This window comes from Parasphingorhabdus marina DSM 22363 (genome assembly GCF_900128895.1).
GTDB lineage: Bacteria > Pseudomonadota > Alphaproteobacteria > Sphingomonadales > Sphingomonadaceae > Parasphingorhabdus > Parasphingorhabdus marina.
The window spans coordinates 1,158,120-1,184,390 of the sequence record NZ_FSQW01000002.1 but is presented as its reverse complement, the minus strand read 5'-3'; the positions used below and the strand labels follow the sequence as shown (position 1 = coordinate 1,184,390).

At 58.3% G+C, this 26,271-nt stretch carries 11 protein-coding genes; 1 reads left to right on the top strand and 10 read right to left on the bottom strand.

Annotation, left to right across the window (positions count from 1 at the left end):
• The first annotated feature begins 264 nt into the window (after positions 1 to 264).
• Positions 265 to 672, top strand: coding sequence for a glycine zipper 2TM domain-containing protein (locus BUQ90_RS15365; RefSeq protein WP_074205992.1), 408 nt, complete (start codon positions 265 to 267; stop codon positions 670 to 672).
• 127 nt (positions 673 to 799) lie between these two features.
• On the opposite strand, the gene BUQ90_RS15360 is transcribed toward BUQ90_RS15365, so the two are convergent.
• The 10 genes from BUQ90_RS15360 to BUQ90_RS15315 form a co-directional block, all read right to left on the bottom strand.
• Positions 800 to 4,969, bottom strand: coding sequence for a hypothetical protein (locus BUQ90_RS15360; RefSeq protein WP_074205991.1), 4,170 nt, complete (start codon positions 4,967 to 4,969; stop codon positions 800 to 802).
• Between the two features lies 1 nt (position 4,970).
• On the bottom strand, positions 4,971 to 6,767 hold the full coding sequence (locus BUQ90_RS15355) for a hypothetical protein (protein ID WP_420812026.1): 1,797 nt from the start codon (positions 6,765 to 6,767) through the stop codon (positions 4,971 to 4,973).
• 302 nt (positions 6,768 to 7,069) lie between these two features.
• Positions 7,070 to 9,070: a heme-binding protein gene (locus tag BUQ90_RS15350; protein ID WP_074205990.1), complete on the bottom strand. Its 2,001-nt coding sequence runs from the start codon at positions 9,068 to 9,070 to the stop codon at positions 7,070 to 7,072.
• Entirely contained in the window at positions 9,067 to 10,482 is a 1,416-nt protein-coding gene (locus BUQ90_RS15345) for a multiheme c-type cytochrome (protein WP_084192816.1), read from the bottom strand. Before BUQ90_RS15345 ends, BUQ90_RS15350 begins: the two co-directional genes overlap by 4 nt.
• 257 nt (positions 10,483 to 10,739) lie before the next feature.
• Positions 10,740 to 12,179, bottom strand: coding sequence for an aldehyde dehydrogenase family protein (locus BUQ90_RS15340; protein ID WP_074205989.1), 1,440 nt, complete (start codon positions 12,177 to 12,179; stop codon positions 10,740 to 10,742).
• A gap of 11 nt (positions 12,180 to 12,190) precedes the next feature.
• Positions 12,191 to 13,837 carry an acetolactate synthase large subunit gene (locus BUQ90_RS15335; protein ID WP_074205988.1) on the bottom strand — a complete coding sequence of 549 codons (1,647 nt, stop codon included), beginning with the start codon at positions 13,835 to 13,837 and terminating at the stop codon, positions 12,191 to 12,193.
• A gap of 170 nt (positions 13,838 to 14,007) precedes the next feature.
• Complete coding sequence (locus BUQ90_RS15330; protein ID WP_074205987.1) at positions 14,008 to 14,955, bottom strand: D-2-hydroxyacid dehydrogenase; 948 nt, start codon at positions 14,953 to 14,955, stop codon at positions 14,008 to 14,010.
• Positions 14,952 to 16,415: a cysteine--tRNA ligase gene (gene cysS / locus BUQ90_RS15325; protein ID WP_074205986.1), complete on the bottom strand. Its 1,464-nt coding sequence runs from the start codon at positions 16,413 to 16,415 to the stop codon at positions 14,952 to 14,954. The genes BUQ90_RS15330 and cysS overlap by 4 nt, the downstream gene beginning before the upstream one ends.
• Before the next feature lie 45 nt (positions 16,416 to 16,460).
• Positions 16,461 to 24,404: a hypothetical protein gene (locus BUQ90_RS15320; RefSeq protein WP_074205985.1), complete on the bottom strand. Its 7,944-nt coding sequence runs from the start codon at positions 24,402 to 24,404 to the stop codon at positions 16,461 to 16,463.
• Positions 24,405 to 24,450: 46 nt separating this feature from the next.
• Complete coding sequence (locus BUQ90_RS15315; protein WP_239447448.1) at positions 24,451 to 26,241, bottom strand: ShlB/FhaC/HecB family hemolysin secretion/activation protein; 1,791 nt, start codon at positions 26,239 to 26,241, stop codon at positions 24,451 to 24,453.
• Between the last annotated feature and the right edge of the window lie 30 nt (positions 26,242 to 26,271).

Below are 26,271 nucleotides of genomic sequence, written 5' to 3'. Positions count from 1 at the left end.
TCCATTTTCTATTTGTCTGGCAGCTATCGGGCGCAGCTGCTGGCGACAATGATTGAAAAGATTAGGGGTACTGATTTTTGCTAGCAAGCGCCTGTGCTCAAAGCGAAACTTTCAAAGTGTTCATAAAACTACCCCTAAATATGAACCTCAGATAAAACCCGCATTCAGCATCGGGTCAATGCTGGTCGTCTAGAAACATTCTCGTCGGGCATTAATTGAGTCGGGTCCCGCTACATCGCAAGTGAGGCTCATTGGAGTAAGACAATGTTGAACAAGATTTTGGGTACAGTTTCGATTACCGCTGCTGCTGTAGCGGCCATGAGTTTCGCAACACCTGCGGAAGCACGGAGTGGCTATTACCAGGGTTATGGTGACGCCTATTTCGAACGGGTGGGCGATGATCGCCGCTATTATCGGCGCGGCGACTATTATCGTGGTGATCGCTATTATGATCGCCGGGACCGTCGCTACTATCGTGAAAAACGCCGCTATCGCAATGATCGCCGCCGTTACAGAGGCTGTGATCGCGGAACCGGCGGTACGATAATCGGTGCCATTGCAGGTGGACTGCTGGGCAACGAGATCGCCCGCCGCGGCGACAAGACCGAAGGTACCATTATCGGCGGCGCCGTAGGTGCCCTGGCAGGACGCGCCATCGACGGCAACTGCTGACAAAATTCCAGAACCCGTCCCGTTTCCGGACTTCCCCTTTAACCGGAACGGGAAAGAGGTTTCCCCGAGTTGCGTTTCGGGGAACGGGGATCGGCGTCTGTTTCAGACCCGGTCCCCTTTTTTTCGCTTATCGTCGGGCGATTTTTGGCGGGGCCTTGGCGCCGACCCAGTCCGCCATGTCCACCGCATCCTTCACGAAATAGGGCTTGCCCTGCTTGTTGAGATAGAAGCGCTGCATCTCGCTGCGGTTGAACGGACGCGAACCGATACGGCCAAATATCGCCATTTGCCCGCCGGTTTCGTCGACCGCGCGATCGCGGTCCAGCCCTTTGGACAGTGCCAGCGCCGGCTTGGGCGTGCGCGCGAAAGCGATCAGTTCTGGCACCGGCGGCGGTGAAAAGCCGTAATAATTGGGCTGGCTGTCCGGCGAGGTCAGCTGAATGACCTTCAACCCGTTGCGACCATCCGCAACATAGGCGAACAGTGTCGCATTGGTTGATCCGACAATCACGTCTTCGGCATCATTCATCTGTCCGCCAAATGTTTCCTTGCGATAGATAACCGGCGCTTCGGGCCTGGTAATGTTGGCGATCACCAGACCTTCGTTTTTTGCGGCGATATAGGCATAGGTCCTGGCGAGATAGAGTCGCTGGGCGTTGGCGAGCGGGATGGTCCCCGATTCAACCGCAACCGGGTTTTCCATATCGGTGACGTCAAACAGCTTCACGCCATCTGTGTCAGTGACCCAGAGATAACGGAACTGGATTGCGGAAGCCCGCGCATCGGTCATCGGCACAGTCGTGACATGACGGGGTTTCAGCGGGTCGTCGAGATCGATCACAACCAGGCCCGATGCCGCTGCGATGTAAGCATAGTGGCCGGCCAGCGTGATATGCCGGGCTCCGGCAAGAACATTGCCCTCATTCCATGTGGCGGCGCGCTTGAAGAAATTGTTCCGGAACTCGCCATCGGCCAGTGTATTGACATCCACCAGCACGAGACCCTCTTCGCTATCGGTGATCACGGCATAATTGTAGATCGGGTGGAATGGCTGTTCTTCATTTATCTCCCGCAGTTCCTTGGTGTTGCGGGTGGGTGCGATCGGCTGGTTGGTGGCCAGCGCCATGCAGGTCGCATTCTTGGTGTCGACATGCGTGTCGTGCCCCAGAGATGAGAAGGGCGCCTTTACGATCCGTTCGGAAAAGCCCTTGTTGCCGATCGAGGCCACATCGTAGGCGCGGAAGCCGCCCTTGCCCTCGGCGACAAACATGTATTCGCCGCGCAGCTGTAGACAGCGCACCGCATCACCTGTGCCCTGCACGACATTGGCAAATTCCTCGAGCGCCTTGGTCTCACCCGAGAGGTCACCATCCAGCGTCTTTCCGCGCACCCAGTTGATCAGCTCGCGATCATTGTCCTCGACATGCATGCGCCAGTAATCGGGATAGGCATATTTCTGGAGATAGGACCCGATCACCGCCTGCGGTTCATCCCACTCGGTGACGCGCACGGCCTCAAAGCCTTTTTCCAGTCCCACCCAGGCGTGGAGTCCGACAAAATTGACGAAATTCGTGCCTTGCAGCAGCAGCTGGGACATGATCGCATTATTGTCATTCGCTTCGCTCAGGTGACAGTCCGAACATTGCTTGGTTTCCGTTTTGCGAACGGTATGCGGGAAATGCGGGGCAAAGGCCTGAGACGAGTAACCGATGGCCGATATGGGCGGCTGTTGCACATAGATCCGTTCGCGGTTGATATTCGTCGAGGACAAGACCAGCGCCGAAGTGGAACGCACCGGGGCGATGATATTGCCCTTGGTGGTCTGATGGAGCCCGAGCTGGAACATCTGGTCCCGTGCAACCTGGGGATTATAGGTCGCATAATTTCGAGTGGTGCCGCCTTCATAGCGATGACTTTCCGCCTGCCAGTTGGCCTCAATCGGCAGGTGACAGCCACCACAGCTGGTCGTCCAGCTGAGATGGCAGGTGAAACACACCATATTGTCATCCTTGTGCGCGCGATCTTCTGCCGCGATACCGGTTCCGAAGCTGTACTTGCCGGTTTCCGAGGCGGTTTTCGACATCAGCTTTGACCGCGCCGCCTTCATGTTGAAGTCGGGGTGATCACGATCGACGCTGTCCTTGACCAGACTGACGCGCCAGCTGAGCTCGGGATCGACAATTGACCTCTGGATCAGCACCCGATTGCCTTGGGGATCCTGCATCCATTCAAAGCGCCGCTGTCCATCGGCATTGCGGAGCAGTGCCAGGTCCTTGCCTTTCGGACGGGCAGCGAGATTGGAGGTCTTCAGTGTCGGGTAGGCATCGGCGGTGCCGTGACAGTCCTTGCAGCTGATTTCCACCGCATTGGCGACCTCACCATAGATCAGGCCATTGCCATGACTGTCCTGGGCGAAGTGGCAGTCCGCGCATTGCATGCCGACCTCGGCATGGATGCTCATCATGTGCACGGATTTGCCGGGATTGATACCGGGTTTGACGAATTTCTCTTCCTCTTCGCGGCGGAATTTTTCGGGATCATCATTGTCGATAATATCGCCATCCGCGTCGAGCAAATTGCCTTCGCGATCGCGTTTCAGGATCGCCCGGAAATTCCAGCCATGGCCGTGATAGTCGGCAAATTGCGTGTCTTTCAGCTCGCTGTTGAGATCATAGACATTGCGCAGGAAATCGATATCCGCCCACAGCCCCTTGGGTGCTGCACCTTCCGGGTTGCGGTCCAGCACCTTGCGAACTTCCTCGGCGGTCGGAAATTTCTGCGTTTTGTAGATCTTCGCATATTCCTCGTCGCTCATGCCTTCGGGGCGCGGCGTCTTGTTGTCTGGGCCGGGCCACATGTAGGGCGCGTCGGATTCATAGTCCCACATCGTGTAGCCGAGATAACTGTTCAGGAAGATGTTCGGCTGGTGCATGTGACAGTTCATGCACTGGGCGGTGGGAATAGCGCGGGTAAAGGTGTGTTTGATCGGATGACCTTTTTCGCGTTTCGCCGGGTCGATATCGCCGGAATGATCATCGCCGTGGCCGTCATCATTACCGGCGGCCTTGCCTGCATGGTCATCCTTGCCGCCATATTTGCCTTTTTTGCCATGGGCGGCGTCATAGGTTCCATAGCTGCCGGTCCGGTGCTCGCCTTCTTTCAGATTGCGGATGGTGGGATCCACCGTCTGGGTCTGGCCATCACGGCCGTACTTCGCCCAGATCAGACTGTGCCGCGGTTCGCGGTCATTGGCGTAGACGACATGGCACCCGGCGCAACCGGACTGCCGGTAATCGCCGGGCTGGTCGTTGGTGCCCATGAACCACATGAACGGGTCGTTGAGGCGGGTCTTGTGAATGTTCAGTGCCGGAATGGCCACGCGGAGGCCGGTTCCCGGACCGCGATTGGACTGTTTCAGATCCGGTCGTCCGGGTTCTTCGAGGCGCTGGATGATGCCGCCGATATTGGGCAGGCCGATCTCGGGGAACTGCGTGTTGATATTGCGCCCGCCACGCTCGAACACACGGAATATATCGCCCGGCGGGATGGTGTGCCAGGTGGGCAGGGGATATAAAATGGGCAGGGCGCCGCGTTTTTTCTGTTCCTCGGTCACGGTGCCGTGCGGATTGCCCGGGGACTTGATCGTCGCGCCTTCGCCCTTGCGCGTATAGGCTTCGCCGAACACATAATTTTTGAACGGCACGATCCCGTTATTATAGGCAGCACCGCCCCACAGCATCGCGCCTGTGGCCATCAGCGACCGCTCCGACGCCTCGATAATTTCCATATGACAAGCGCCACAGGCCTCGCGGGCAACGCGGTAATCGGAAGGGTTCACAAACCGCACAAATTCCGGTGATTCCTTGTTGAGCAGGGCATAGCTGCGCTTGGGATTGGCCGAGGAAGGCCAGTGCCAGCTTTCCGGATATTTGGGCAGGACATGCGCTTTCTTGAGCGCATCCATATAGGCGAGGCTGTTCTTGCCCCAGCTATTGTCTCCGGTGACTGCGGCATCGCCACCATGGCAGTCCACACACCCCAGTACCACCGCCGGGGTTTCGTGCATGGTCTTCTGGTCGCTGTCGGTATGACAGGACACACAGCCCGAACTCTTTGCTTCGGCCGCATCCCATGTCTGGTTCTGCGGCGCGGGCGGAGTGAAGCTGTAATCGATTTTCTGCGGCTTTTCCTTGCCTGCCGCCATCAGCAGCGAGGCGGGAGCTGCCGTCAGTACCAGAGCTCCCAGTCCCGCGAGAAGCCATTTTTTCTGATGAAGAAGGGTCTGGATCAGCTGCATATCAGAAAGCCAATATTGCGTTGAAGAGGATGGAATAGTGGAAATCGCGTTTGTCACTCTGATCGAACAGATCCTTGAATCCCTTGCCCGGCAGCAATGCGGCGCCCGACAGCCGGAACACGAGATTCTGGTTGGCATTGGGGCGGTAGATCCCGGCCATGGAAAGATCCCAGCCAATATCTTTCGGTATCGACCCTTCCACTCGAAGCGCTTCCAGACTCTCGGTTTTGTGGAACCAGAGATGATTGGCGTTGGCGGACAGCCGGAAGTCCGGCGTCAGATCCGCATCGACGCCGACACCCGCCAGGATCGTACCCGGATTGTTGAAATTGCTCTGGCCCTGTTCCTTGGAGGAACGCAGGGAATTCAGGATGCCATTGCGACCGTTGATGCTGATCACGCGACCGCCGCCTGCGAACGGGATGGTCTGGCGGATCCAGTAGCTGGTATCGGCGCCTGCGAAAATCGGGTTTTCAAAAATCGCATCAAATCCGGCTTCGGTATTGTTATAGGGATTGCCATCCCCGCTGGCGAATAGCCCGGATGCACGGAAGCGCCAGAAATCGACATCATAGCTCGCTTCAGCCGCCGCAAAAAAGGCCTGGATCTTGGCTGGTTCGCTGGTGAAGAAGCTGTTCCGGTCTTCGCCGAATGCCCCGTAAAGCTGCCCGGTGACATTGATGCGCCCGATCCGCCCGTCAACCGCATAGCCGGGATAGACCACGTCATAGGCCCGGCCGCGCAGATCGCCGAGCAGGGCAGGCCGAACCGGGAAACCATTGTCGTCAATCTCGATATCGCTGCGTTCGCGGTTCATGTTGTAGGTCACGCTGAACTGGCTGGTCAGGCCGACAAAGGGCAGATCCTGGCGATAGAGATTGGCAAAGAAAATATAGCTTTCGCGCGGTGTCTGGAAGATGTCGTTGAGACCGCTGTTCGTATCTTTTTCCAGCTGCACGAAGGCGCCAAGATTATATTGCACGCGGTTATTGTCGCGCGTTCCGAACAGGCGGAAGCCCAGCTGATTGTCCTGAAACAGGAAGCCGCGGAAATCCGCCTGCATCGGCTGGATGCCGATCCGGAAGCTGTCAAAGTCGTAGCGGGCCGAGGTGTTGCGGATATGATAGTCGAAAAACGCTTCCTGCACACCGACGAAGAAATCCGTACGATTGGACGACCTGGACGGTTCCACGAACAAGACCCGGCGTTCGGGAACATCGACATGATTGACCTGGGTGGCCAGGGTCAGGCGATATTCAACATCAGGCGGCTTGTAGGCGGTTGAGCCCTTGATCAGCGCTACACCAGTGATGAATGTCTGGGCGAGGACGAGGGAGTTGGAGCGCCCAAAAACGTCGAGGCTATTGGCCCGCTCCGTGGTCTGCACACCAACCGGGATCGGAAAGCTGCGCGGTTCGACGACCGTGTCAGAAATGGCGTTGACCACGAAAAACCAGTCATCGCCCTTCAGGAAGCCGGGTTTCTTGTCGGCCGGAATCGGTTTGTCCCCCTTGAGCACGTTCTGGGCATAGGGGTTGAGTGTGCTGCTGCAATTGGCTCGCAGCGCGCCGAACAGCTTGTAGATCGACTGGTCGCCACCCTTTTGCGGGCAGAGCGACTGCATGATGCGCCAGCGATCCGGAACCGGAAATTCGTCGGTCGGAAAGGCTTCCGGCGGCGGTGCGCTCACCGCACCGGGATTATTCTGCACCACCGGATCCGGCAGTTCTTTTTGTACACCGGGCCGACGCCGGCCATCAATCAGCGCTTCGTCTGCTTCCAGTCCGTCAAAGTCCATTTCGAGCTGGACGGGCTCCGGGCTCGCGGTGTTCGCTGGTGGTTCGGCCCCGTCTTCCGCGGCCGGGGCAGGCGGTGAAGAAGCCTCTTCCTCTTCCGGTTCAGGTCCGCCGACCGCCAGTTCGCCAGCCGGTTCGACCGATTGGACAGGTCTCGCCCATTCAAAGCTCTCCCCGGCGAGCAAGGCGATCAGCGATGCTTCCATCTGCTCGGCCGTCGCCTGCTGCTGTTCCATCTGTTCGGCCTCGCCCGACATCACCGCCAGGATCGGGACAAAGGAAGAGGAGAGCGCAGCCATCGGTCCTACAGCCCCTGACAGACATTCTGGTCATCAGTGTCGAGAAACGGCGCGAACGGGCAATTAATGTAACGCAGCCGCACATTGGCATCGCCGAGGTCGACAACGACATTGTCCGCCCGGATGGACGTCGGCGCGTTGCCGATTCCACCGACCCGCTGGCCGGCATTGTGCAGACCGAGGAAGCTGATCATGTCATCCTGATCAATACCGTCACCCGACACGCCGATGCCGCCAATCAGCTGATCGCCGCGATAGATGGGCACGCTGCCGGGGAAGATCTGGATTCCGTTTTCGAGACGGTTCTGGCCCGGCGCGGCATCGGGCAATGTGGTGCATCTTTGCGGGGTGTCCGCTGCCATCGGATCACCGACAAAGGCGACGTGCGCACCGATATTGCCGATCACGAAATCGAGCTGCAGCCCGTTGTTGAAGGGGCTGAACTCGTCAATCGGCTGGGAAATCGGACCATGCGGCCGGCCGACTTCACCGTCGGGAAAATAGGGGCGGGCAAGATTGCCGCCGGAGCGGTCAGCAAAGGCCACTGTCCCGGTCAAAGCATTGGGATCGTTTAAAAAATTCCGGATCGCCTGGACATAGGGTGCGGCGGCCGGGGTCGCCAGCATCTGGGTGGCTGCCACGCTGTTGGAGAAAAATGTGGCGGTTCGTGCCTTTTGCAGGGACACGTCCGTGCCGAAAATCGGGGCGTCAGGAGACCGGACAATGCCCAATATTTCACCATGGGTATCGACGACCGAAATAGATACTTGTGCACGGCTGTCCAGCGGCTGCCGGATCTGGGCCCGGGCGCGGGTCATGACGATGAACGCCTCTTCCAGAATGGCGCGCACTTCCGGCTCGGTCAGCGGACCCGGGACGCTGGCGGCATCGGTTGCCGCGCGGACCGGAAAGCGGTTGGTGCCCGTTCCGTCGCTCAGCACAAAGGCATCGGTATTGCGGAATTCCGCCAGCGTAGAGGCGCGAATACCGGAGGCTTCAGTGCCATAGGCCGTACCGGCTATGATGGCCGCGTCATTATATCCACGAACTGCGACCAGCGCTCCGGCCGTGCCGTCAATCGCGGCGAAATTGTTTTGCAGCGGTGACAGATCGCCGACATTCATGTCGCTGAACCGCAAGGACGTGCCATCGACGGAGATCCGGTTGGCGGTGATCGAGGCCGGCGGTGCAAATCCCTGAATTCCGGCCAGCGCGATCGCTTCCTCATCATCCTTGTCGATATCGAGAATATTGCTGTCAAAGCCATAGTCGCCATCGCCCATCACGCCGATAGCGCCGACAACCACACCGTTTTTGTAAAGCGGCAGACCACCGGGATCGGCAGACAGACCGAGGGGAGAGCGTTTCGGTCCAATCAGACCGGCCGCGCCGCCTCCGGCCATGAATCGTGCCGAGAGGTCAGAGCAGGGCAGCTGGCTGAACTGCACGCCAAATAGCGGACCGCTTTCCAGTCCTACAGCCGTGGGCGCGGGCGGAAAGTGTTCCTGCACGATCTGACTGGCGGTCCGTGTCGAAAACGCATTGCCCGAGCTCGACAGATAGGCGCCGGTGACCGCCTTGGAAATTGCGGCAATCGTGGCCGGGACCATCGCGCCCTGCAATCCGGCCGGATTGGGGTTCGTCCCCTTGGGTGTCTCGGTACTGGCGGCTGCCATCGGCGCGGCGCCATTCATCTGGAAAACGGCCAGCACATTGCCGACCCTGTCGGTCACCGCGATAATCGAGGGCAGGCCACGTGCGGTGGCTTCACCAACGGCCTGTGCAATCACCGTCTGGACGTCGGTCACGGTCAGCGCTTCCTGCGCCGGAGCCACATATTCGCCGCCATCGCCATAAGTCGGCGGAGTGGGAGTCGGCGTCGGCGTGGGAGGCGAGGGCGACGGCGTACCGCCGAAATTGTTGCTGTCCCCTCCACCGCCACCGCAGGAGGTCAGAATCAGGGCCGCCGCAGAAATGGCAGCTGTCAGTCGCAGGTTCCGGATCATCTGAGCGCCCTTATGGTCCGGACGGCACTTCCCAGAGCGCGGCGGAATTTCAGCGGCTGATAGCTGTTGGGGTCATCAACTGCGGTATAGGCGGTATTGATCTGACCGCGCAGGCTGGTCGCCGCCGCATTGCTGACCTGACCGCTGTTCACCAGCCCGTTGAGCAATGTGTCGATTGCCATCACAGCCTGGACGCTGCCTTCATAATCCGTGAAGCGGGGAGAAATGGCTTCCCCGGCTATGGTTTCCATGATCCGGAAGGTCTGGTCCTTGCCGAAACTGGCGCGGGAAAAACGATCGGCCAGTGTGACCGCCGTCTGCCGAAGACGGGCGGCAGCCTCCAGAGCTGGCTTGCGACCCTTGGCCATCGCGGTATGGAACGCTTTCGACCGGGCATCAAACTGACCGGCAAGATCAGGAGCAGCCACCCGAATCGCGGCGCTCAGCATGATCATGTTCTCGTCATTATAGGGCGGCATGCCTTCCGGGATCGGGCGGCCCGGATTGTTCACCGATGTCGGCCGCGCGGTGGTTTCATCATAGATACGGCGATGACAGCTGTGACAGTCATAGAAGTAGAATTCCGGGAAAATGCCCTCTGTCGCGAGCGCCGGTTTGGAAAACAGGTTCAGCGACCGTTCGAGCGCCATCGACTGTCCGACTGCCCAGAACCGGACGGAATTGGTCCGGCCCTTGCGGCGGACATAGTCGACATCTTCGTCATGGTGTTGCTGCAATGTCGAAAACAGGTCGAGTTCGAAAGATATCCGCGGATGTCCGGCGGCCATGATACGGTGATCGACAAATTGTCCGGACTTGGCGCTGCCAAAGTGGCAATCGAGACAATTGCTGGCGCGCACCTTCGGGTTTTCAAGAGGCGTCAGGCCAAGGGACACATTTTTGGCGTGGTTCGCACCGACCGCATAATGGGCGGAAATCCACTCGGAGGATGCGCCGTGGCAGGCTTCACATCCAACGCCATCTCCCAGCTGAAACCGCGGGCCCTTGCGAGCAGCGGGCGTCGCATGGCAACCCAGGCACTGCTGGGACGACGCGGCATCCTTGATTCCGAGGCGCTTGGCGATCGCGATACTGCGCGGTTCCTTGAGCACCCGGAAAGCCCGGCTGTGGGCGCCACCCGGCGTCGATTCTTCCTGCCAGCGCATGATTTCATCCTGACGGACGATTTCTCCGTCGGCTTCCTGACGGCCATGACAGGTCGTCCCGCCACAGGTTGCAACGCCCAGATATGTGCCTTTGGGAAGCTCCGAAGCGGCTTCAACGGGTTCGGGAGCGGCCAGAGTGGAAGCGAAAAGCGCGACGCCGGCCAGCGCGATGCAAAATGCACCGGCTGCAAGAGCGGGAAGCCTGTTCAGCGTCCAGCCACGAATCCTGTAAAAGTCTATCCCCATCTGCATCGTTGCTCCTCCTGATCCGAAGATCAGGTCCCTCTGACAGCACGACGCGACCCAAGCCGTTCGATATTAACTATGTTCTAACTATCCATGTTTGTTTGCTCAATGCAATCGAAAAAGAGCCGAAATCTGTTGGATTTTAATGGTTTGGAGTCGGATCTGAAGGCATTTGACAGCGGACTGTGATGTAAACGCAACTATCCTGTGACCGCTTTGTCGCGGCTTATTCCGAAAACAGCTATATGTGATTCGCGCTAGTCGAGCTTGCGGCGAATGACGAGATTGCGGATCTCGGTCATGTCTTCCATCGCAAAGCGAATGCCCTCCCGGCCGAGACCACTGTCCTTGACCCCGCCATAAGGCATGTTGTCGACACGATAGGACGGCACGTCATTGACAACCACACCACCGACATCCAGCGTGTCCCAGGCATCGAGCGTCTTGAACAGATCGCGGGTGAAAATCCCGGCCTGCAGACCGAATTTGCTGTCATTCACTTCGTGCAATGCAGCATTGAAGTCACTGAATTTGGACAGCAGCGCCAGCGGGCCAAAGGCTTCTTCGCGATTGGCGTCCGCATCGGACGCGACATTTTCCAGCAAGGTGGCCTCCAGCATATTGCCTTCGCGCTTGCCGCCACAGAGCAGCGTTGCTCCGCCGGCAACTGCATCCTCGATCCAGCCATGCAGACGTTTCGCTTCGCCTTCCGAAATCATCGGGCCGATAAAGGTTTTGGGATCTTTTGGATCGCCGGCGACGAGGGTCGCGGTTTTGCTGACCAGCATGTCCTTGAACCGGTCATAGACCTTTTCATGGATGATGATCCGCTGGACACCGATGCAGCTTTGTCCGGACTGGTAGAAGGCGCCAAATATGATCCGCTCGAGCGCGTCGTCCAGATCTGCATCTTCATCAACAATCACCGCCGCGTTTCCACCCAGCTCCAGGACCACCGGTTTCTTGCCGGCCTTGGCCTTGAGATCCCAGCCGACGCCCGGCGAACCGGTGAAGGAGAGCAGCTTCAGGCGATCATCAACCGTGAACAAATCGGCGCCGTCGCGGCTCGCGGGGAGAATGGAAAAGGCGCCTTTCGGCAGGTCGGTTTCGGCCAGAACCTCACCCATGATCAATGCGCCGAGCGGTGTCTTGGACGCAGGCTTCATGACGAAGGGGCAACCAACAGCAATAGCCGGTGCCACCTTGTGTGCCGCCAGATTGAGCGGAAAATTGAACGGCGAAATGAAACTGCACGGACCGATCGGATAGCGCTTCCACATGCCCTGATAGCCCTTGGCACGCGCAGAGATATCCAGCGGCTGGACTTCGCCATAGTTGCGCACGGCCTCTTCGGCCGCGATCCGGAATGTGTCGATCAGCCGGCCGACTTCGCCTTCGGCATCATTGATCGGCTTGCCGGCCTCGACACATAATGCATAGGCGAGCTCGTCAAAGCGCTCCTTGAACCGGTCGACACAATGCTGAAGAACCGCCTGCCGCTCGAAACTGGCCATTTTTGCCATCGGTTCAGTGGCCTCAACGGCACCCGCAATGGCTTCCTCGATCACATCCGGCGTCGCGAGAGCGGTACGAAACGCCACTTCATTGGTGAACTTGTCCGTGACCTCCAGATCTTCGTTCGGCTGAGCCGCGACATTGTTCAGATAGAGCGGATAGACGTCTTGCAATTTGGTCATGCCATTTCCTCTCAGACCTTGGAGCTGAGGTCCTGGATTTCATGATTGAGAATACGATCATTGTCGGAATAATCGACCGGGCAATCGATCAGGTGCACGCCTTCCGTGCCGAGACAATGGTCGATCGTTTCCTGCAGATGCTTGGCGCTGGTGATACGATAGCCGTTGGCACCGTAGCTTTCGGCATATTTGACGAAGTCCGGGTTGTCATAGGTCAGACCCCAGTCCTCGAAGCCCATATTCGCCTGCTTCCAGCGGATCATGCCATAGCTGCTGTCATTGAGGATCAACACCGTGATGTTGAGCTTCAGACGGACCGCGGTCTCCATTTCCTGGCTGTTCATCATGAAGCCGCCATCGCCGCAGATCGCCATGACCTTGCGGTCGGGATAGACCATCGCCGACGCCATTGCCGAGGGCAGGCCGGCCCCCATGGTCGCGAGCGCGTTGTCGAGAAGTACCGTATTCTGCTGCCGCGCGTTGTAATTGCGGGCGAACCAGATTTTATACACGCCATTGTCGAGGCAGATAATCCCGTCCGCCGGCATCGCATCGCGGACGACCTTGACCATATGTGGCGGATAGATCGGATGGCGCATATCGTTGTCGAGGCTGGCCGTATGTTCGACTTCCGCTTTGCGGGCCTCATACATCTTGTCCCAGCTCCAGCTGCCGGACGGGACAATATCTTCCTTCATCTGCCAGATGGCGTTTCCGATATCACCGATCACTTCGATCTGGGGGAAGTAGACCGGATCGACCTCGGCATTGTTCATCGACACGTGAATCACGTCGGTGCCGCCGTCCTTCATGAAAAACGGCGGTTTTTCGATCACGTCATGACCGACATTGATGATCACGTCAGCTGATTCAATCGCCCGGTGGACAAAATCGCCCGCGGACAGCGCAGCACAGCCCATGAACTCGGGGCGGGTTTCGTCGACAACGCCTTTGCCGAGCTGGGTGGTGACAAAGGGGATGCCGGTTTTCTCAATAAACTGCGTCAGCATCCGGCCCGTTACGGTCCTGTTGGCGCCGCCACCGATCACCAGGATCGGGGATTTGGCCGCCTCAATCTTCTTTGTGGCGGCGCGGACAGCCTTTTCTTCGGCCGTGGGGCGCCGTGTTGTGCTGGGCGTGATCGGACGAGAGTTGGTTTGCTCATCGGCCACATCTTCGGGGAATTCGATATGGGTCGCACCTGGCTTCTCTTCCTCGGCGAGGCGGAAGGCTTCGCGCACCCGGCTCGGAATATTGTCACCGCCGGCCAGCTGGTGGGTAAATTTCGTGATCGGTCCCATCATGTCGACGACGTCGAGAATCTGGAAGCGGCCCTGTTTGGATTTCTTGATCGGCTTCTGACCCGTGACCATCAGGATCGGCATGCCGCCAAGCTGGGCATAGGCGGCTGCAGTGACCAGATTGGTAGCGCCGGGTCCGAGTGTCGCCATGCAGACGCCCGTCTTTCCGGTATGCCGGCCATAGGTGGCGGCCATGAAACCGGCACCCTGTTCGTGGCGTGTCAGGATCAGCTTGATCTTTTTGGAGCGCGACAGGCTGTCGAGCATGTCGAGATTTTCTTCGCCGGGAACGCCGAAGAGATATTCCACGCCTTCATTTTCGAGACATTCTACGAACAGATCGGATGCTTTGGTCATGTGGGTCCTTCCCTGATCCTCATGATCAGTCTGGGTTCGAGTGAACGGTAACGACCCCGGAAAAAGCCTTCTTCCCCTCCAGAAAAAGACTCAGCCCTACCCCTATGCTGTTGGTTGATAAGTCAAATTTGAGTGCGAGTCACGCCTCAATCGAAAAATATCCCGGCCGTCTAGTAACCGCGGTCCGGATCGGCCACGGCGATCATTTCTTCGCCGGACTGATAGCGTTTCAGGTTCTCGACAAAGCGGGCCGCGGCACGCTGAAACATCCGGGTCTGGGCCTGACCGGACAAATGCATGGTGATCATGCAATTGGGCGCGTCCCATAGAGGATGATCCTTGGGCAGCGGTTCGGGGTCAGTCACATCAAGCGCTGCGCCGCCGATGGACTTGCTGTTCAGGGCTTCGAGCAAAGCCTCCTGATCGATCAGCGAACCCCGCGCGACATTGATGAGCCAGGCCGAATCCTTCATCGCGGCAAACTCCTCGACCCCCAGCAGATGCCGGGTTTCGTCGGTTGCCGGGGCCGACACAAAGACCCAGTCAAATTCGCCCAGGCGAGCCCGCCAGTCATCCAGTCCGATCACCAGCGGATCATCGGTTGCTGTTCGCCGGACGGCGGTCACCTCGACATCAAAGCCTGCCAGCTTCTTCGCGATCTGCTGGCCGATGCCACCATAGCCGATGATCAGTGCCTTGCTGTCGTCGATTTCGGTCGTGCCCGGCGGCGTTTCCAGCCAGACATGGTCCCGCTGATTGTCGACAAGAACATCCATCCGTTTTGCGGCCGACAGCATCATCATGACGGCGAATTCCGCAATCGGGGCGCTGTTCAAACCGGCGCCGTTGGTCAGGATCGTGCCCTGCGACTTCAGCTGCTCGAGCGGAAAATGTTCCACACCGGCATAGATGCTGTTGAGCCATTTGAGGCTGGTTGCCGCCGCGATAATCGACGCCATCTTTTCCTTGTCATACATGTCGAACCAGCCGATTTCGGCATGTGGCGCGATTTCCAGCGCTTCTTCCGTACTGGTAAACCATGTGACGTCGAGGTCTCCGCAATGCGGTTCCACCAGAGGACGGACAAGGGAAGCCATTGCGGCGATCGGTTTCGTCATATCACTATTCTCCATTCCCAGCGTAAGGGATCACCATCCATCAGCTCCACTCCCTGTTCCGTCAGTTCATCCCGGACCGCATCGGCTGCAGCGAAATCCTTGTCTGACTTTGCCTGCTGCCGGCGATCCAGAGCGGCTTCGATATCTGTTTCTTCGATTGGGGCGTTCGCGGGCCGCACGCGCAAATCGGCGCGCTGGATCTTTTCCAGATCGAGGCCCAGAACGGCATCCATGTCTGCCAGCAGATTCAACCGCTGAGACGCGTTGACTTTCTTCAGCGAGAGCAGCTCTTCGAGCAAGGGGATGGCCTTAGGACTATTCAGGTCATCGCTCATCGCCGCATCCAGCTGGTCTCGCAATTCGGTGACCTTCGGATGTTCGCGGTCACCGGCTTTGGCGGGATCCATATCAGCGGCGCGTTGGCGCAGATTTTCAACGCCCATGACAATCCGCTTGAGCCGGGTGAGGGCTGCCACGAGATTATCCCAGGTGAATTCCAGCTCGCTGCGATAATGCGCCTGCAGACACATCAGTCGATAGGCGAGGGGGTGAATACCGCGGTCGACCAGCACCTGCAGCCGCAGGAAATCGCCCGAAGATTTCGACATCTTGCCTGCGCGGTCGATCAGAAAGTTGTTGTGCATCCAGATGTTGGCGCCTGAATGCTCCGAGCAGTTGTGCGCCTGGTTCTGGGCAATTTCATTTGGGTGATGGATTTCGCGGTGGTCAATGCCGCCGGTATGAATGTCAAACCGGTTGCCGAGATATTTCATGCTCATCTGTGAACATTCCAGATGCCAGCCGGGCGCACCCTTGCCCCACGGGCTGTCCCACTCCATTTGCCGGTTCTCTCCGGGGGGCGTCTTGCGCCAGATCGCAAAATCCTGCGGGTGACGTTTGCCTTCGACTTCGTCAATCCGCCCTTCGATGTCATCGCTTCTTGCACCGGCGAGGCGGCCATAATCCGGAACGGTGGTGGTATCGAAATAGAGCCCCGTTTCGCATTCGTAGCAATGCTTGTCGGCAATACCTTTTGCAAATTCGATCATTTCTTCCACATGATCCGTGGCGATCGTCCATTTGGCGGGTTGCCGGATGTTCAGCCGGTCGATGTCGGCCCAGTAGGCGTCGGTATAATATCTGGCGATATCCCAGGCGGTCTTGCCGGATGCCGCCGCAGCCTTTTCCATCTTGTCGTCGCCGGCGTCGGCATCGGACGTGAGATGCCCGACATCGGTGATGTTGATGATATGTGTGAGCTTCAGACCCTTCCAGCTCATTGTCCGGCCCAGCAGGTCGGCAAAGATATAGGCCCGCATATTGCCGATATGCTGGTAGTTGTAGACTGTCGGACCACAGGTATAGATGCGCGCTTCGCCATCATGAACCGGCACAAATTCTTCCAGTTGGCGTGTCAGGCTGTTGAACAGGCGCAGCGGATGGGCAGGGTATTCACTCATGCCCACCGCCTAAGGGCTTCCGCGGCAAAAGGTCAACCTGTCAATTCAGTTGCCAGCGGGTGACTGGTCTCCGGAACCAGAAGTTCCGGTTCCGCAGCCTTCGCCACTTTCCCCGGCTTCACACTCTTCTTCGCTTTCTTCCTCGCCGGACAGGCCGCCTATCCAGAGATCATCATTCCCCGCCCCGGTGACCGGTTCGTCAATCAGCGGATCCTCGACAACTTCCTCATTCTCCTTGAGTTCAATCAGATTGGATTCAAACGGATCCGAGTTAAGGTTCGTTTCCTCCGGGGTCACTTCTTCCTCGATGATATCCTGCACCGGATCCTCATCCGTCGGTTCGGGCGTCGGAGTTGGGGTCGGTGTTGGAGTTGGGGTGGGTGTCGGTGTCGGTGTCGGAGTGGGGGTCGGCGTTGGAGTCGGTGTGGGTCCACAACTGCTAGGATCAGCCAATATGCAGCCGTTGATCGTGCTGTCTGGTGCAAATCCGTTGCCGATGCCTACAGCAAGCAGCGCATCCACGCCGGTTGTGGCACCCACCGTACCGTTGATCACGATGATCGGAGCGGTGGCGTTGCGACCGTTGACTGTCACAATTTGTGCCGTGAATCCGCGGCGATCGTCGAAATCGGTGCCGCTGACGGTATTCTGTACAAATGCCGCACGACCGGCTTCGAACACAATTTCGTTGGCGCGGATTAATCCGTCTGTGATGTTCAGTCCGTCGTTGTTGGCGAGACGGCTGTCGATTGCCGCTGTGCCTAAACCGACAATGTCTGTTCGAGCCTGCTGGGTCCCGGCAAAGATATCGTCACCGTTCAGCGTGATCAGTCCCTGATATCCGTTATTGGCGTCAAGAATTTGCACAAGGCCAAGCGGGGCATCAACGAAGAGATCAGCTCCGGCGTCGATGTTGAGACCCGTGCCGCTATTGGCGTTGGTCAGGCTGAGCTGTCCCGCAACGGTGATCGACTGGTCAGCCAGCAAGTTCAAGGTGTTTGAAAGCCCAATATTGGCCGATTGCGGTCCCGAAACATTGTCTGCGACCACCGCGTCGAGATCCAGGACCGTCAGATCAAATCCGGTTTGTCCTGTATCGGCCGCAAAGATGGTCAGATCCCCGCCTGAGGCGATCCGGGCGAATTCCAGATTGTCCAGCGTGTACCCACCGAGATCGGTAACTCCGCCGAGCACCATCTGGGTGGTGCCGTTAGACTCGATCTCGATATTGAAGGTAGCATCTGTCCGTCCCAGCAGACCCTCCAGATTCATGTTGGCGCTGGTTGTGAAAATTTCTGCACCAATCGCTTCGCCCTGAATGTCGATCAGGGAACCAGCCGTGAGGAACAGGCCTTCGGGTCCGTAGGCTTCGCTGTTCAGCGCAATGTTCACAGCAGCATCCACGGTCAACAGGCCAGCTCCGAACGGGTCGCCGATCGAACTTCCACCGGCGAGAGTTGTACCGAGATCTATCGAACCGCCGGTGGATTGCAGGAAGATACTTCCCGTCGCATCTGTTTCGTCCATCAACAGATCACCAGCGGTCACTATATTGATATCGCCATTGCTGGCAGACGCGTCGGTAAACTCGAGGCTGCCGGACGAGGTGATATCGATATCACCACCAAAGGCCTCGACAACACCACCCGAATTCAGATCGCCGATGAGGATGGAGCCATCCGAGAACAGGCTGACATCTGCGCCGGCGGTCAGGACGCTGATATCGATGCTGCCGGGTCCGGACACCGAGACAAAGCTGCCCGCATCCAGATCAAATCCGAATACATTGTCTGCCGCATCAAGGTCGACATCATTACCCGCCGAGATCGAACCGAAATCGATATTGCTGGCAGATGTTGCGAAAACCTGATCATTTGCCGAAATATCGCCCAACAGGATTTCACCACCATCGAGAATGATATTCTCGGCACCGGATGTGCTGTCGATCGAGATCGTTTGTGGCGCCACCAGGTTGATGTCCGTTCCCGGCACCGAAATGCTGCCAAAGATGAAGTCCGCTCCGGCATCATAATTGACATCACCAGTTCCGACCGAAAGGCTGTCAACGATCATGCTGCCCGGCACCGAATAGAATCCTTCCGGCGCACCTCCGCGATCAGCCACGGTGGTCAGTTCACCACCGGTATCGATGGCTGCAGCGTTGATATCCCCTCCGACCGTTATACCAATGTCATTGTCGCTGATCAGAGAGCCGGTTCCCAGCAGACTGCCGGCGGCATCGACGCCAAGCAAATCGCTGTTGAGTTCGGCATCCATCAGATCGATATCACCTTCCGTGCTGTTCACGAACACTTCATCCGACCCGATGAACCGCGAAGGTATCCCATTGGTGCCCATCACAATGTCGCGGCGGGTGCTCACGAGTATGCGGTTGGCAATGATGTCGCCATTTTCAATGATCGCCTGTATCGGGAGGCCGTCCTGCCCGATGGAAACGATATTGTCCGCGGTCAGAACGCCGAGGCACAGATTGCCTTCGAGACATTGCGTGCTGAGCAGGCCGTTATCATCCGACTGCCCAAACATGGCGATATCGGCGTTGGATGGTGCGTCGTTGATGTCGGCGCTGATCGAACCGGCGCTGATCGTGCCTCCCAGGCCATCAATGGCATTGGCTGTCAGCAATACGGCGCTGTCATTCGCTCCCAGGTTACCGGCCGCGACAATGGATGCAATCGGCGTCAGACGCGGGCTGGTGAGCAGCAGATCCAGCTCGCCAGCGCGCAAAATCAGGTTGGAGCCGTCATTGAACGGGTCCAGCGGATTGGGCGCCGCCGCCGGATTGGCACCGGAGACGAGGCTGGCACCGCTTTCAATAATGATATCGTCACCGGTTTGGACGAGAAGCTGGTTATTGGCGGTGACATCGGTACCGGCAACGGCAATGGCATTGCCGCCAGCACGGATTTGAACATCGGTAAAGGAATTGATGTCACCAGTGACGCTGGCGTTGAACGCAGGGTCGAACTGTTCCATGCCCAGATTGTTGAAACTCAGGCCAGCATCAACAAAAATGCCGTCAAAATTCAGCGATCCCGACAGCGGGCCGGTCGTTTCGGCATTGTTGAGGGCTGCATTTTGACCGGCGGACAGATTGATCAGCTCAATTGCCCGCAGATCGTGCGCCGTTGCATTGCCTTCAGCCCGGATATCCAGCACCGAACCGGCCCGGATAATCGCATTGTCCGAGGACAGGAAATCGCGGGCCGCCGTGGCCTGGAACGTGCCCGTCACGTCCAGCGAGATGGTCGGCACCGCGTTATTGACATGGGTAAACAGGATATCCTGGCCACTGGTCAGCATTGCCATGCCGCCAACAGTCATCTGACCGGTGCCGTCAAAGGCATATTCAATATTGTCGGCGACATTGACCGTCAGATTGCCCAGCACCGTTATCGCATCACTATTGCCGCTCACGAAAAAGCCGCCAGTTCCGCCCAGTGTCGAGGTCAACGCTTCTGCAGTCAGGTTCCCGAAGGTGATCATCCCGGCTGGGTCGACTGATGTATCGGTGACTTCGATGCGGCCACCGCCGCCGGTACCGATGGTGATTCCCGCGCCGCCGACACCATTGGCCTGAATGAACGTGTCACTGAGCGTGATGATGCCCGGGCTGCCTTCCTGGACCTCGACGACAGGGTTGCCACCAACACCGTCGCCTCCGGCTCCGTCAAGGCCGAGTTGCATGGTAAAGTCCGTGCCGCCGCTACCCCCGGTTCCGCCGGCCCCGTTGCCGAGCAGATCGATGTCCTGCATTGTGATGGTGCCGCCCTGGGCGAGCAAGGTCGGCGATCCGCCAGTACCCGCGCCGCCGTCGCCGCCATCACCAGCGCTTCCACCGCTGAGCATGTCGACATTACCACCATCGCCGCCGCGTCCGCCTGTACCGCTGCTCGAAAGCTGGAATGTTGATGGCCCGGGTGTCGGTGTGGGGGTGAATTCGACAACACCGCCGGTACGGGCAATCACTTCCGAGCTGCCGCCGGTTCCGTTTCCGCCATTGCCACCGTCACCGGCCGTCCCGCCGATGAAATTGCCATTGCCGCTACCGCCATTTCCGCCGGTCGCATCGCTGTTGATCGTGAAACTGTTGTCGATCGGTACAAAACCATCCGTTCCGGTCACTTCCAGGCGCGCCGAACCGCCAAAGGCATCGCCGCCATTTCCGCCATTGCTGGCGTTGATACCATCACCAAATCCGCCATTTCCTCCGGTTGCAACCGCCAGAATGACCGGATCTCCCAGCTGCACCGAGACATTGTTGACATTCAGTGACGCGATCCCGCCGGTCGCGTCGCCGCCATTGCCCGCGAGCAGGCCTTCGCCGCCATTGCCGCCAATGCCATTTGCCAGAACGGAGTAAGCTGGAAAACCGTTTTCATCCTGATTGAGATTGATCGTTGCGGTGCCACCCGCGCCATCACCGCCGTCACCGCCCTGGTCAGGGGATTCGCCGACGGTGAAGCCGATACTGGCTCTGCCCTGACCCCCGGTTCCGATGGATTGGACCGTAAGCTGGTTGAAGCTGATTGTGCCGGTACTATTGTTGAATATCGCATCTCCACCTGTGCCGTTGCCGCCGCTGCCACCAGGCCCCGCGGGTACAAGCATGCCATTGTCGAAAGTGAGGTCACCGAAACCGCCGCCGCCGCCAAATGCGTCGGTGCTGACCACAACTACTCCAGCATTGATGGTCGAGGTTCCATCCAGGTTGAATATTGCCGTGCCGCCAACAGACACACCGCCATCGCCACCGGCTGATCCATCTCCGTTCCCACCCCGGCCGGCGCCGAACTGACTACCGCCATTGGCTTCAACTGAAAGCGTGTTATTGACGGTCAGCGTGCCTGAAATGGCATTGAACGTGGCGTTGCCGCCAAAGCTGCCGCCGCCGTCGCCACCCGAGGTTCCGTTGTTGAATTCCCCGCGACCTCCATCGCCGCCAAAACCGTTCGAAGTGACATCCAGATCGTTGACGGTCGCGGTGGTTCCGTCGAGGTTGAATATGACGTCGCCGCCAATTCCATCACCGCCTGTTCCGGCCTTGGGCCCGACATTTAAGGCCATCTGAGGCACGGGAGCCACGACAAGAAAGTCAGGCACTGGAGCCATGTCATCGCCCTGGGTGTCGCCACCCGGTCCGCCAAATCCGTCAGCCCCGACAGTGACTCTGTTGGCGTTGAATGTTCCACCGAGCAGATCAAAGGTCGTGGTGCCCCCGATACCATTGCCTCCGTCACCGTCAAAATCTTCAATACCGCTCTCAACATCGAAAAATATGGAACCGTCGGAACTGGTGAAGATGTTGTTGAACGACATTGATCCAGCGGCGCCTTCAACCCGGAATGTGGCCGAGCCACCGGTTCCGGAAGAAACAGATCCGTCTTCGCGTGTGCCCGTTGCTCCCTGGCCGTTGGCATTGACGAAAAGACTGCTGGAGAAACTGATCGCCCCGTTATTGGCGTTGAGAAGTACATTGCCGCCCGTGCCATCGCCCACTGTTCCGGTATTTCCGGAAGCGCTTGCGGAAATGACCCCAAATCCGCCAGAGAAAGTCCCGCCGTTGCGGGAAATAATAGTGACATCACCGGCCGTAAAATCCCGGCCGCGTTCATTGAATTCGAACAGGTCCGGGGCACCGTCCGCCCGGATGTCCAGCGAATCGAAGCTGAAGCTGGCATTGTCGACGGTAATATTGACATCGCCGGCAAAAGTGCTGCTTGTTGGCAATCCGCCGGAAGACTGTGTGTTGAGCTCCAGATCTCCCTGAATCTGCAAGTTGGCGGAATTCGTCACATTCAGATCAATATTCGCACTGTCACCCGGCGCGGTATCTCCGGACGTATTCACGCCGAGAAACAGCCGATTGGTGATGGTCACATCACCGCCGCTTACATTGAAAGCGGCGCTACCGCCGGTGGCCCTTCCGTCGACATCGTCACCGATCGCATCCCTGCTGGTTCCGGAAATCCCTCCGCCATTGGCAAAAATGCTCCTGATATTGTGCGTGCCGCCGGAAACATTGATGGTCAGGTCCCCGCCAAAGCCGTCATTGCTCTGCTGGGTACTGCTACCGCCTTCGATGCCGTTGCCGGTGAAATCGAGGATGATATCGCTGGCGGAAAACTGGCCATCCTGCAGGTCCAGCAGCAGGGTCCCGCCGGTACCGCTGTTCCCGATCGCGGCATCTGAAGTGTTGTTCAGGCCAGAAGCGGAAAGCGTGAGACCGCCGTTGAAATTCATTTGACCAGTCGCACCGGTGAGGGTCAGCGAAATGTCGCCGCCAGTCGAGCTGCCGGCCATGTCAGACCTGATGCCGCCCCTGGCATCGGCAATAAACTCGGCGGAACCGTCAACTGTCAGTTCGGCACCGTCAGATACGGCAATATTGATTGTGCCCCCGGTGGCATCATCTCCGTTACCCGCGATCAGTGGTTCGCTGATGCCAATTCCGCTGGCGTCGGTAGTGAAGCTCCCGTTGACAATCAGCTCGCCGATGGCATCGGCATCGAACGGATTATCTTCTGCCAGGATATTGATCGTGCCGCCGGTCTCGTTGTCGCCCGCCTGAATGTCGAGATTGCCGCGCACGCGCAAGGCCCCGCCATTGGCCGCGCCAACATCGACGCGATCTCCTGCGATAAATCTCGCATCATAATCCTGGAACTGGACCTCGCTGCCGATGGTCAGTGCCGTCGATCCGTCAATCAGTGCGTCGATCGTGTCGGCTGCGATCGCCGTCAGGTCTGCCCGAATGTCGCCGCCCGTAAATTCGATATTGGTGGGAAATGCGCTGACCGGATCATCCGCCAGAATCACCTGTGCGCTTTGCTCGGTCCCGCCAACGGATACATTGTAACCGGCACTCAATATGACTTCGCCATTGACGACACCCGCCGTGGTGGCCGGTTCATATCCGATGTCTCCGCCCACTAGCATGGTGATCGCGTCATTTTTGGGGACCGCGACGAGATAAATGGCCTGGGCATCGCGATTGGCTTCATTGATGCCCGGAGTTCCCATGTCATCTGCAATGGGCGCGGCGGAGGGTCCCGTGGTGATTCCCGTCTCCGTATGCTCTACCCCAACGGAATCGGCGGTGCCAACGGTGATGGCAATGTCAAACAGACCATTGTTGATCGTCAGATCTGCCTGTTCGGCTGCTACATAAGCGGCGGAGCCATTGACACGGATTTCCCCGCCCTGTGTGACTCTCGGGGCAACCAGCGCGAGATAGCTTCCGGAGTTATCGGCAGTGATGTCGACATTTTCCTGAATGGTCACTGCAGACAGGCTATCTGCGGCGCCACGAAATCGGATTTCTCCATTGCTGCCGAACAATCCGCCCGTGGTGTCAATATCATTGGTCGTCAGTATCAGGCTGCCGACGTCAAATGCTGCGGTACCGCCAATCAGAATGCCGCCCGGGCTGTAAAACCAGACATCACCGCCTGTTGCCCCGCCGACGCCCAGCCGGCTCTGAACATCGCCGCTGATCGCCACGCCGCGGAATTGACCCATCAGGTTGGCAGTCGGTACAATGCGATTGAGTACCGTATATCCGCCGACCGGCCCCTCAAAAATCAGACTGGTGCCGTCGGGCAGCAAATTGATCAGATCTGGGTTTGCATTGATGTCCGCGTTGTCGAGTGGTGACCAGTTGATGACGGTTTGCGCACTATTGATGGTCACGGTGTCGACATCCGTCGAGACCGAAACATTTCCCGTGCCCAGAACGAATGTGTCCAGAGCCTGGAATGCCTGGTTGGGATTGTTGCGTGGCGCTATGGCTTGCGCCAGCGCGGGAGCGGTAGCCATCAGACATGCGGCAGCCGACAGTGAGCCGCCAGCAAGCAATTTCAGTTTCCACGAGGAAGAGAACCGACGTGCGAAACCGGCAGCATTGCTGCGACCGGCTTTTTGCGATCTGGCATCGTCCGTCGGATGAACGTTCGTTGCTTTGGTCATTGTCTTGCCTCTAACTGTCTGTGACACATGCATGTGTTTCTTTGTCCTATCGCGTCCAGGGTGCGAGCTGCACCGTCAGCGTCAGCAGCGCACGTGCGCTGTCGCGGCGCGTCTGGAATGGTCCGCGCTTCAGCGGCACGACTGCCATCAGGTCCAGATTGGCCTGGCGCCCGATTGTGGCGCGGATGCCGCCGCCTGCGGAATAAATTCTCTGGGGATCGCCTGGGATATTCCTGTTCCACACGGCCATCCCGTCGAAAAACACATAGGGCTGCCAGGCGATGCCATCGGGAGAATCCGGGACCAGCGAGCCATAGCTCACTTCCGTCTGCAGGCCGTAGCCGCTGTCACCAATGATTGTGCCCGGATCATATCCGCGGCCGGTGGTGTAGTTGCCGCCCGAAATTTCCTCATAGGAAAACAGGGCGTTGGAAGAAAACTGAAACCTTGGCTTCAGCGTGAACGTCAGCAATGGATCGGGCCGATAGTCCAGCCTGGCCTGACCTCTGAGCACGAATGCTGTCGGGTCACCATCGATCCGGTTGGGCGTGACAGCTTGTCCGATGCAATTGACGAAACCGGCGCCACAACCTTCGCTGGCGCCAAGAATGTCAAGTCCCTGGCGGATTTCGAGCGATCCGGCGATGCCCCATTTGGGCTCGAAAGCCGAATAGCCGCCGCGCCCGGAAATACTCCCCGGTTCCACGGAATTGAAATCCACCCGCGCATAAGCGATGCTCAGTTGATCTTCGTTGGTGCGGATACCCAGCTGATCCGTTTTCTGGTCGATCAGTTCAAAACCAATCGTGCCGAAGATATTGTGGGACTGCTTCCGGACGAAAGGATAGGTCGCATAGGCATTGGCCACCAGCGTTTCCGACCGGATGTTGAAATTGCCCGGCAGTTCGGGCCGGGTCCAGGCATAGGTGAAATCACCCCCAAGTTTCAGGCCTTCTCCGCCAACCCGAAACTCATGGCCAATCTGAACGACCTGCTGTTCCTTGAAATCGGCGGTGGAATAGACGCTGATGGTCGTTTCATCCCCCAGACCGGTCAGGCCGTTGAAACGCGCGCGCAACAGGCCGCCGAACCGGCCAACTTCTTCGGAGCCGAAATTCTGGATATTGGCATCAACATAGACAGGGGTGCGTGTGACATTGAACTCGCCAACGACATCACCGGGCTGGCCGCCGGTCTCCGCTGAAACAGGACGGAGCGAAAGACGTACGTCGAGTCCCGGAATATCCCGTGCAAGCAGCAAATAGCGCTCGGCCACTTCGATATTGAAAACCGGTTCGTCGGTCAGCTGCCGGATATATTGCTGCAACAATTTTTCCGATGGACCCGCATTGCCCCGGACCTGTACCGATGTCATCCGCGCCAGCAGCACATCGAACTTCACGGTGCCGCCGGAGATTGTCTGGGGAGGGACCTGGACGGCGGCCAAATATCCGGCTCCGCGCAGGGTTGTCGCCGCGCGGTCACGGATATCGCAAACGATGGCAACGGGAACGTCCTGACCGACATATTGTTCGTAGGAGGAGCGCAATATGCTGGCATCGATTGCGCCGAGACCGGAAAATTCAACATTTTGCAAAGTGAAGCGCACGTCGGAAAATTCGGGATTGGCGAGGGGACAGGGCGAGCGTTCCACGTCTCCGTCAATGGTCACTGCCTGTGCCTGGCTGGCTTCGGCCTGGTCTCTCAGGCTGCGTTGAATTTCCTCTCGCGTGGGCGCGGCAACAGAAGACTGCGCCAGGGCCGGATGGCTGGTTGCGACCAAGGCTATGGCCGAAGCCGTGATGGCTGTTTTTGTCGTTACGCGCATTGGCGACATGTTTATCCCCGTTTGTTTCGGCATTCCTCG

Coding starts and splice junctions, on each gene's coding strand:
- BUQ90_RS15365 (WP_074205992.1), top strand. CDS start 265: ATGTTGAACAAGATTTTGGGTACAGTTTCGATTACCGCTGCTGCTGTA.
- BUQ90_RS15360 (WP_074205991.1), bottom strand. CDS start 4,969: ATGCAGCTGATCCAGACCCTTCTTCATCAGAAAAAATGGCTTCTCGCG.
- BUQ90_RS15355 (WP_420812026.1), bottom strand. CDS start 6,767: ATGGACTTTGACGGACTGGAAGCAGACGAAGCGCTGATTGATGGCCGG.
- BUQ90_RS15350 (WP_074205990.1), bottom strand. CDS start 9,070: ATGATCCGGAACCTGCGACTGACAGCTGCCATTTCTGCGGCGGCCCTG.
- BUQ90_RS15345 (WP_084192816.1), bottom strand. CDS start 10,482: ATGGGGATAGACTTTTACAGGATTCGTGGCTGGACGCTGAACAGGCTT.
- BUQ90_RS15340 (WP_074205989.1), bottom strand. CDS start 12,179: ATGACCAAATTGCAAGACGTCTATCCGCTCTATCTGAACAATGTCGCG.
- BUQ90_RS15335 (WP_074205988.1), bottom strand. CDS start 13,837: ATGACCAAAGCATCCGATCTGTTCGTAGAATGTCTCGAAAATGAAGGC.
- BUQ90_RS15330 (WP_074205987.1), bottom strand. CDS start 14,955: ATGACGAAACCGATCGCCGCAATGGCTTCCCTTGTCCGTCCTCTGGTG.
- cysS (WP_074205986.1), bottom strand. CDS start 16,415: ATGAGTGAATACCCTGCCCATCCGCTGCGCCTGTTCAACAGCCTGACA.
- BUQ90_RS15320 (WP_074205985.1), bottom strand. CDS start 24,404: ATGACCAAAGCAACGAACGTTCATCCGACGGACGATGCCAGATCGCAA.
- BUQ90_RS15315 (WP_239447448.1), bottom strand. CDS start 26,241: ATGTCGCCAATGCGCGTAACGACAAAAACAGCCATCACGGCTTCGGCC.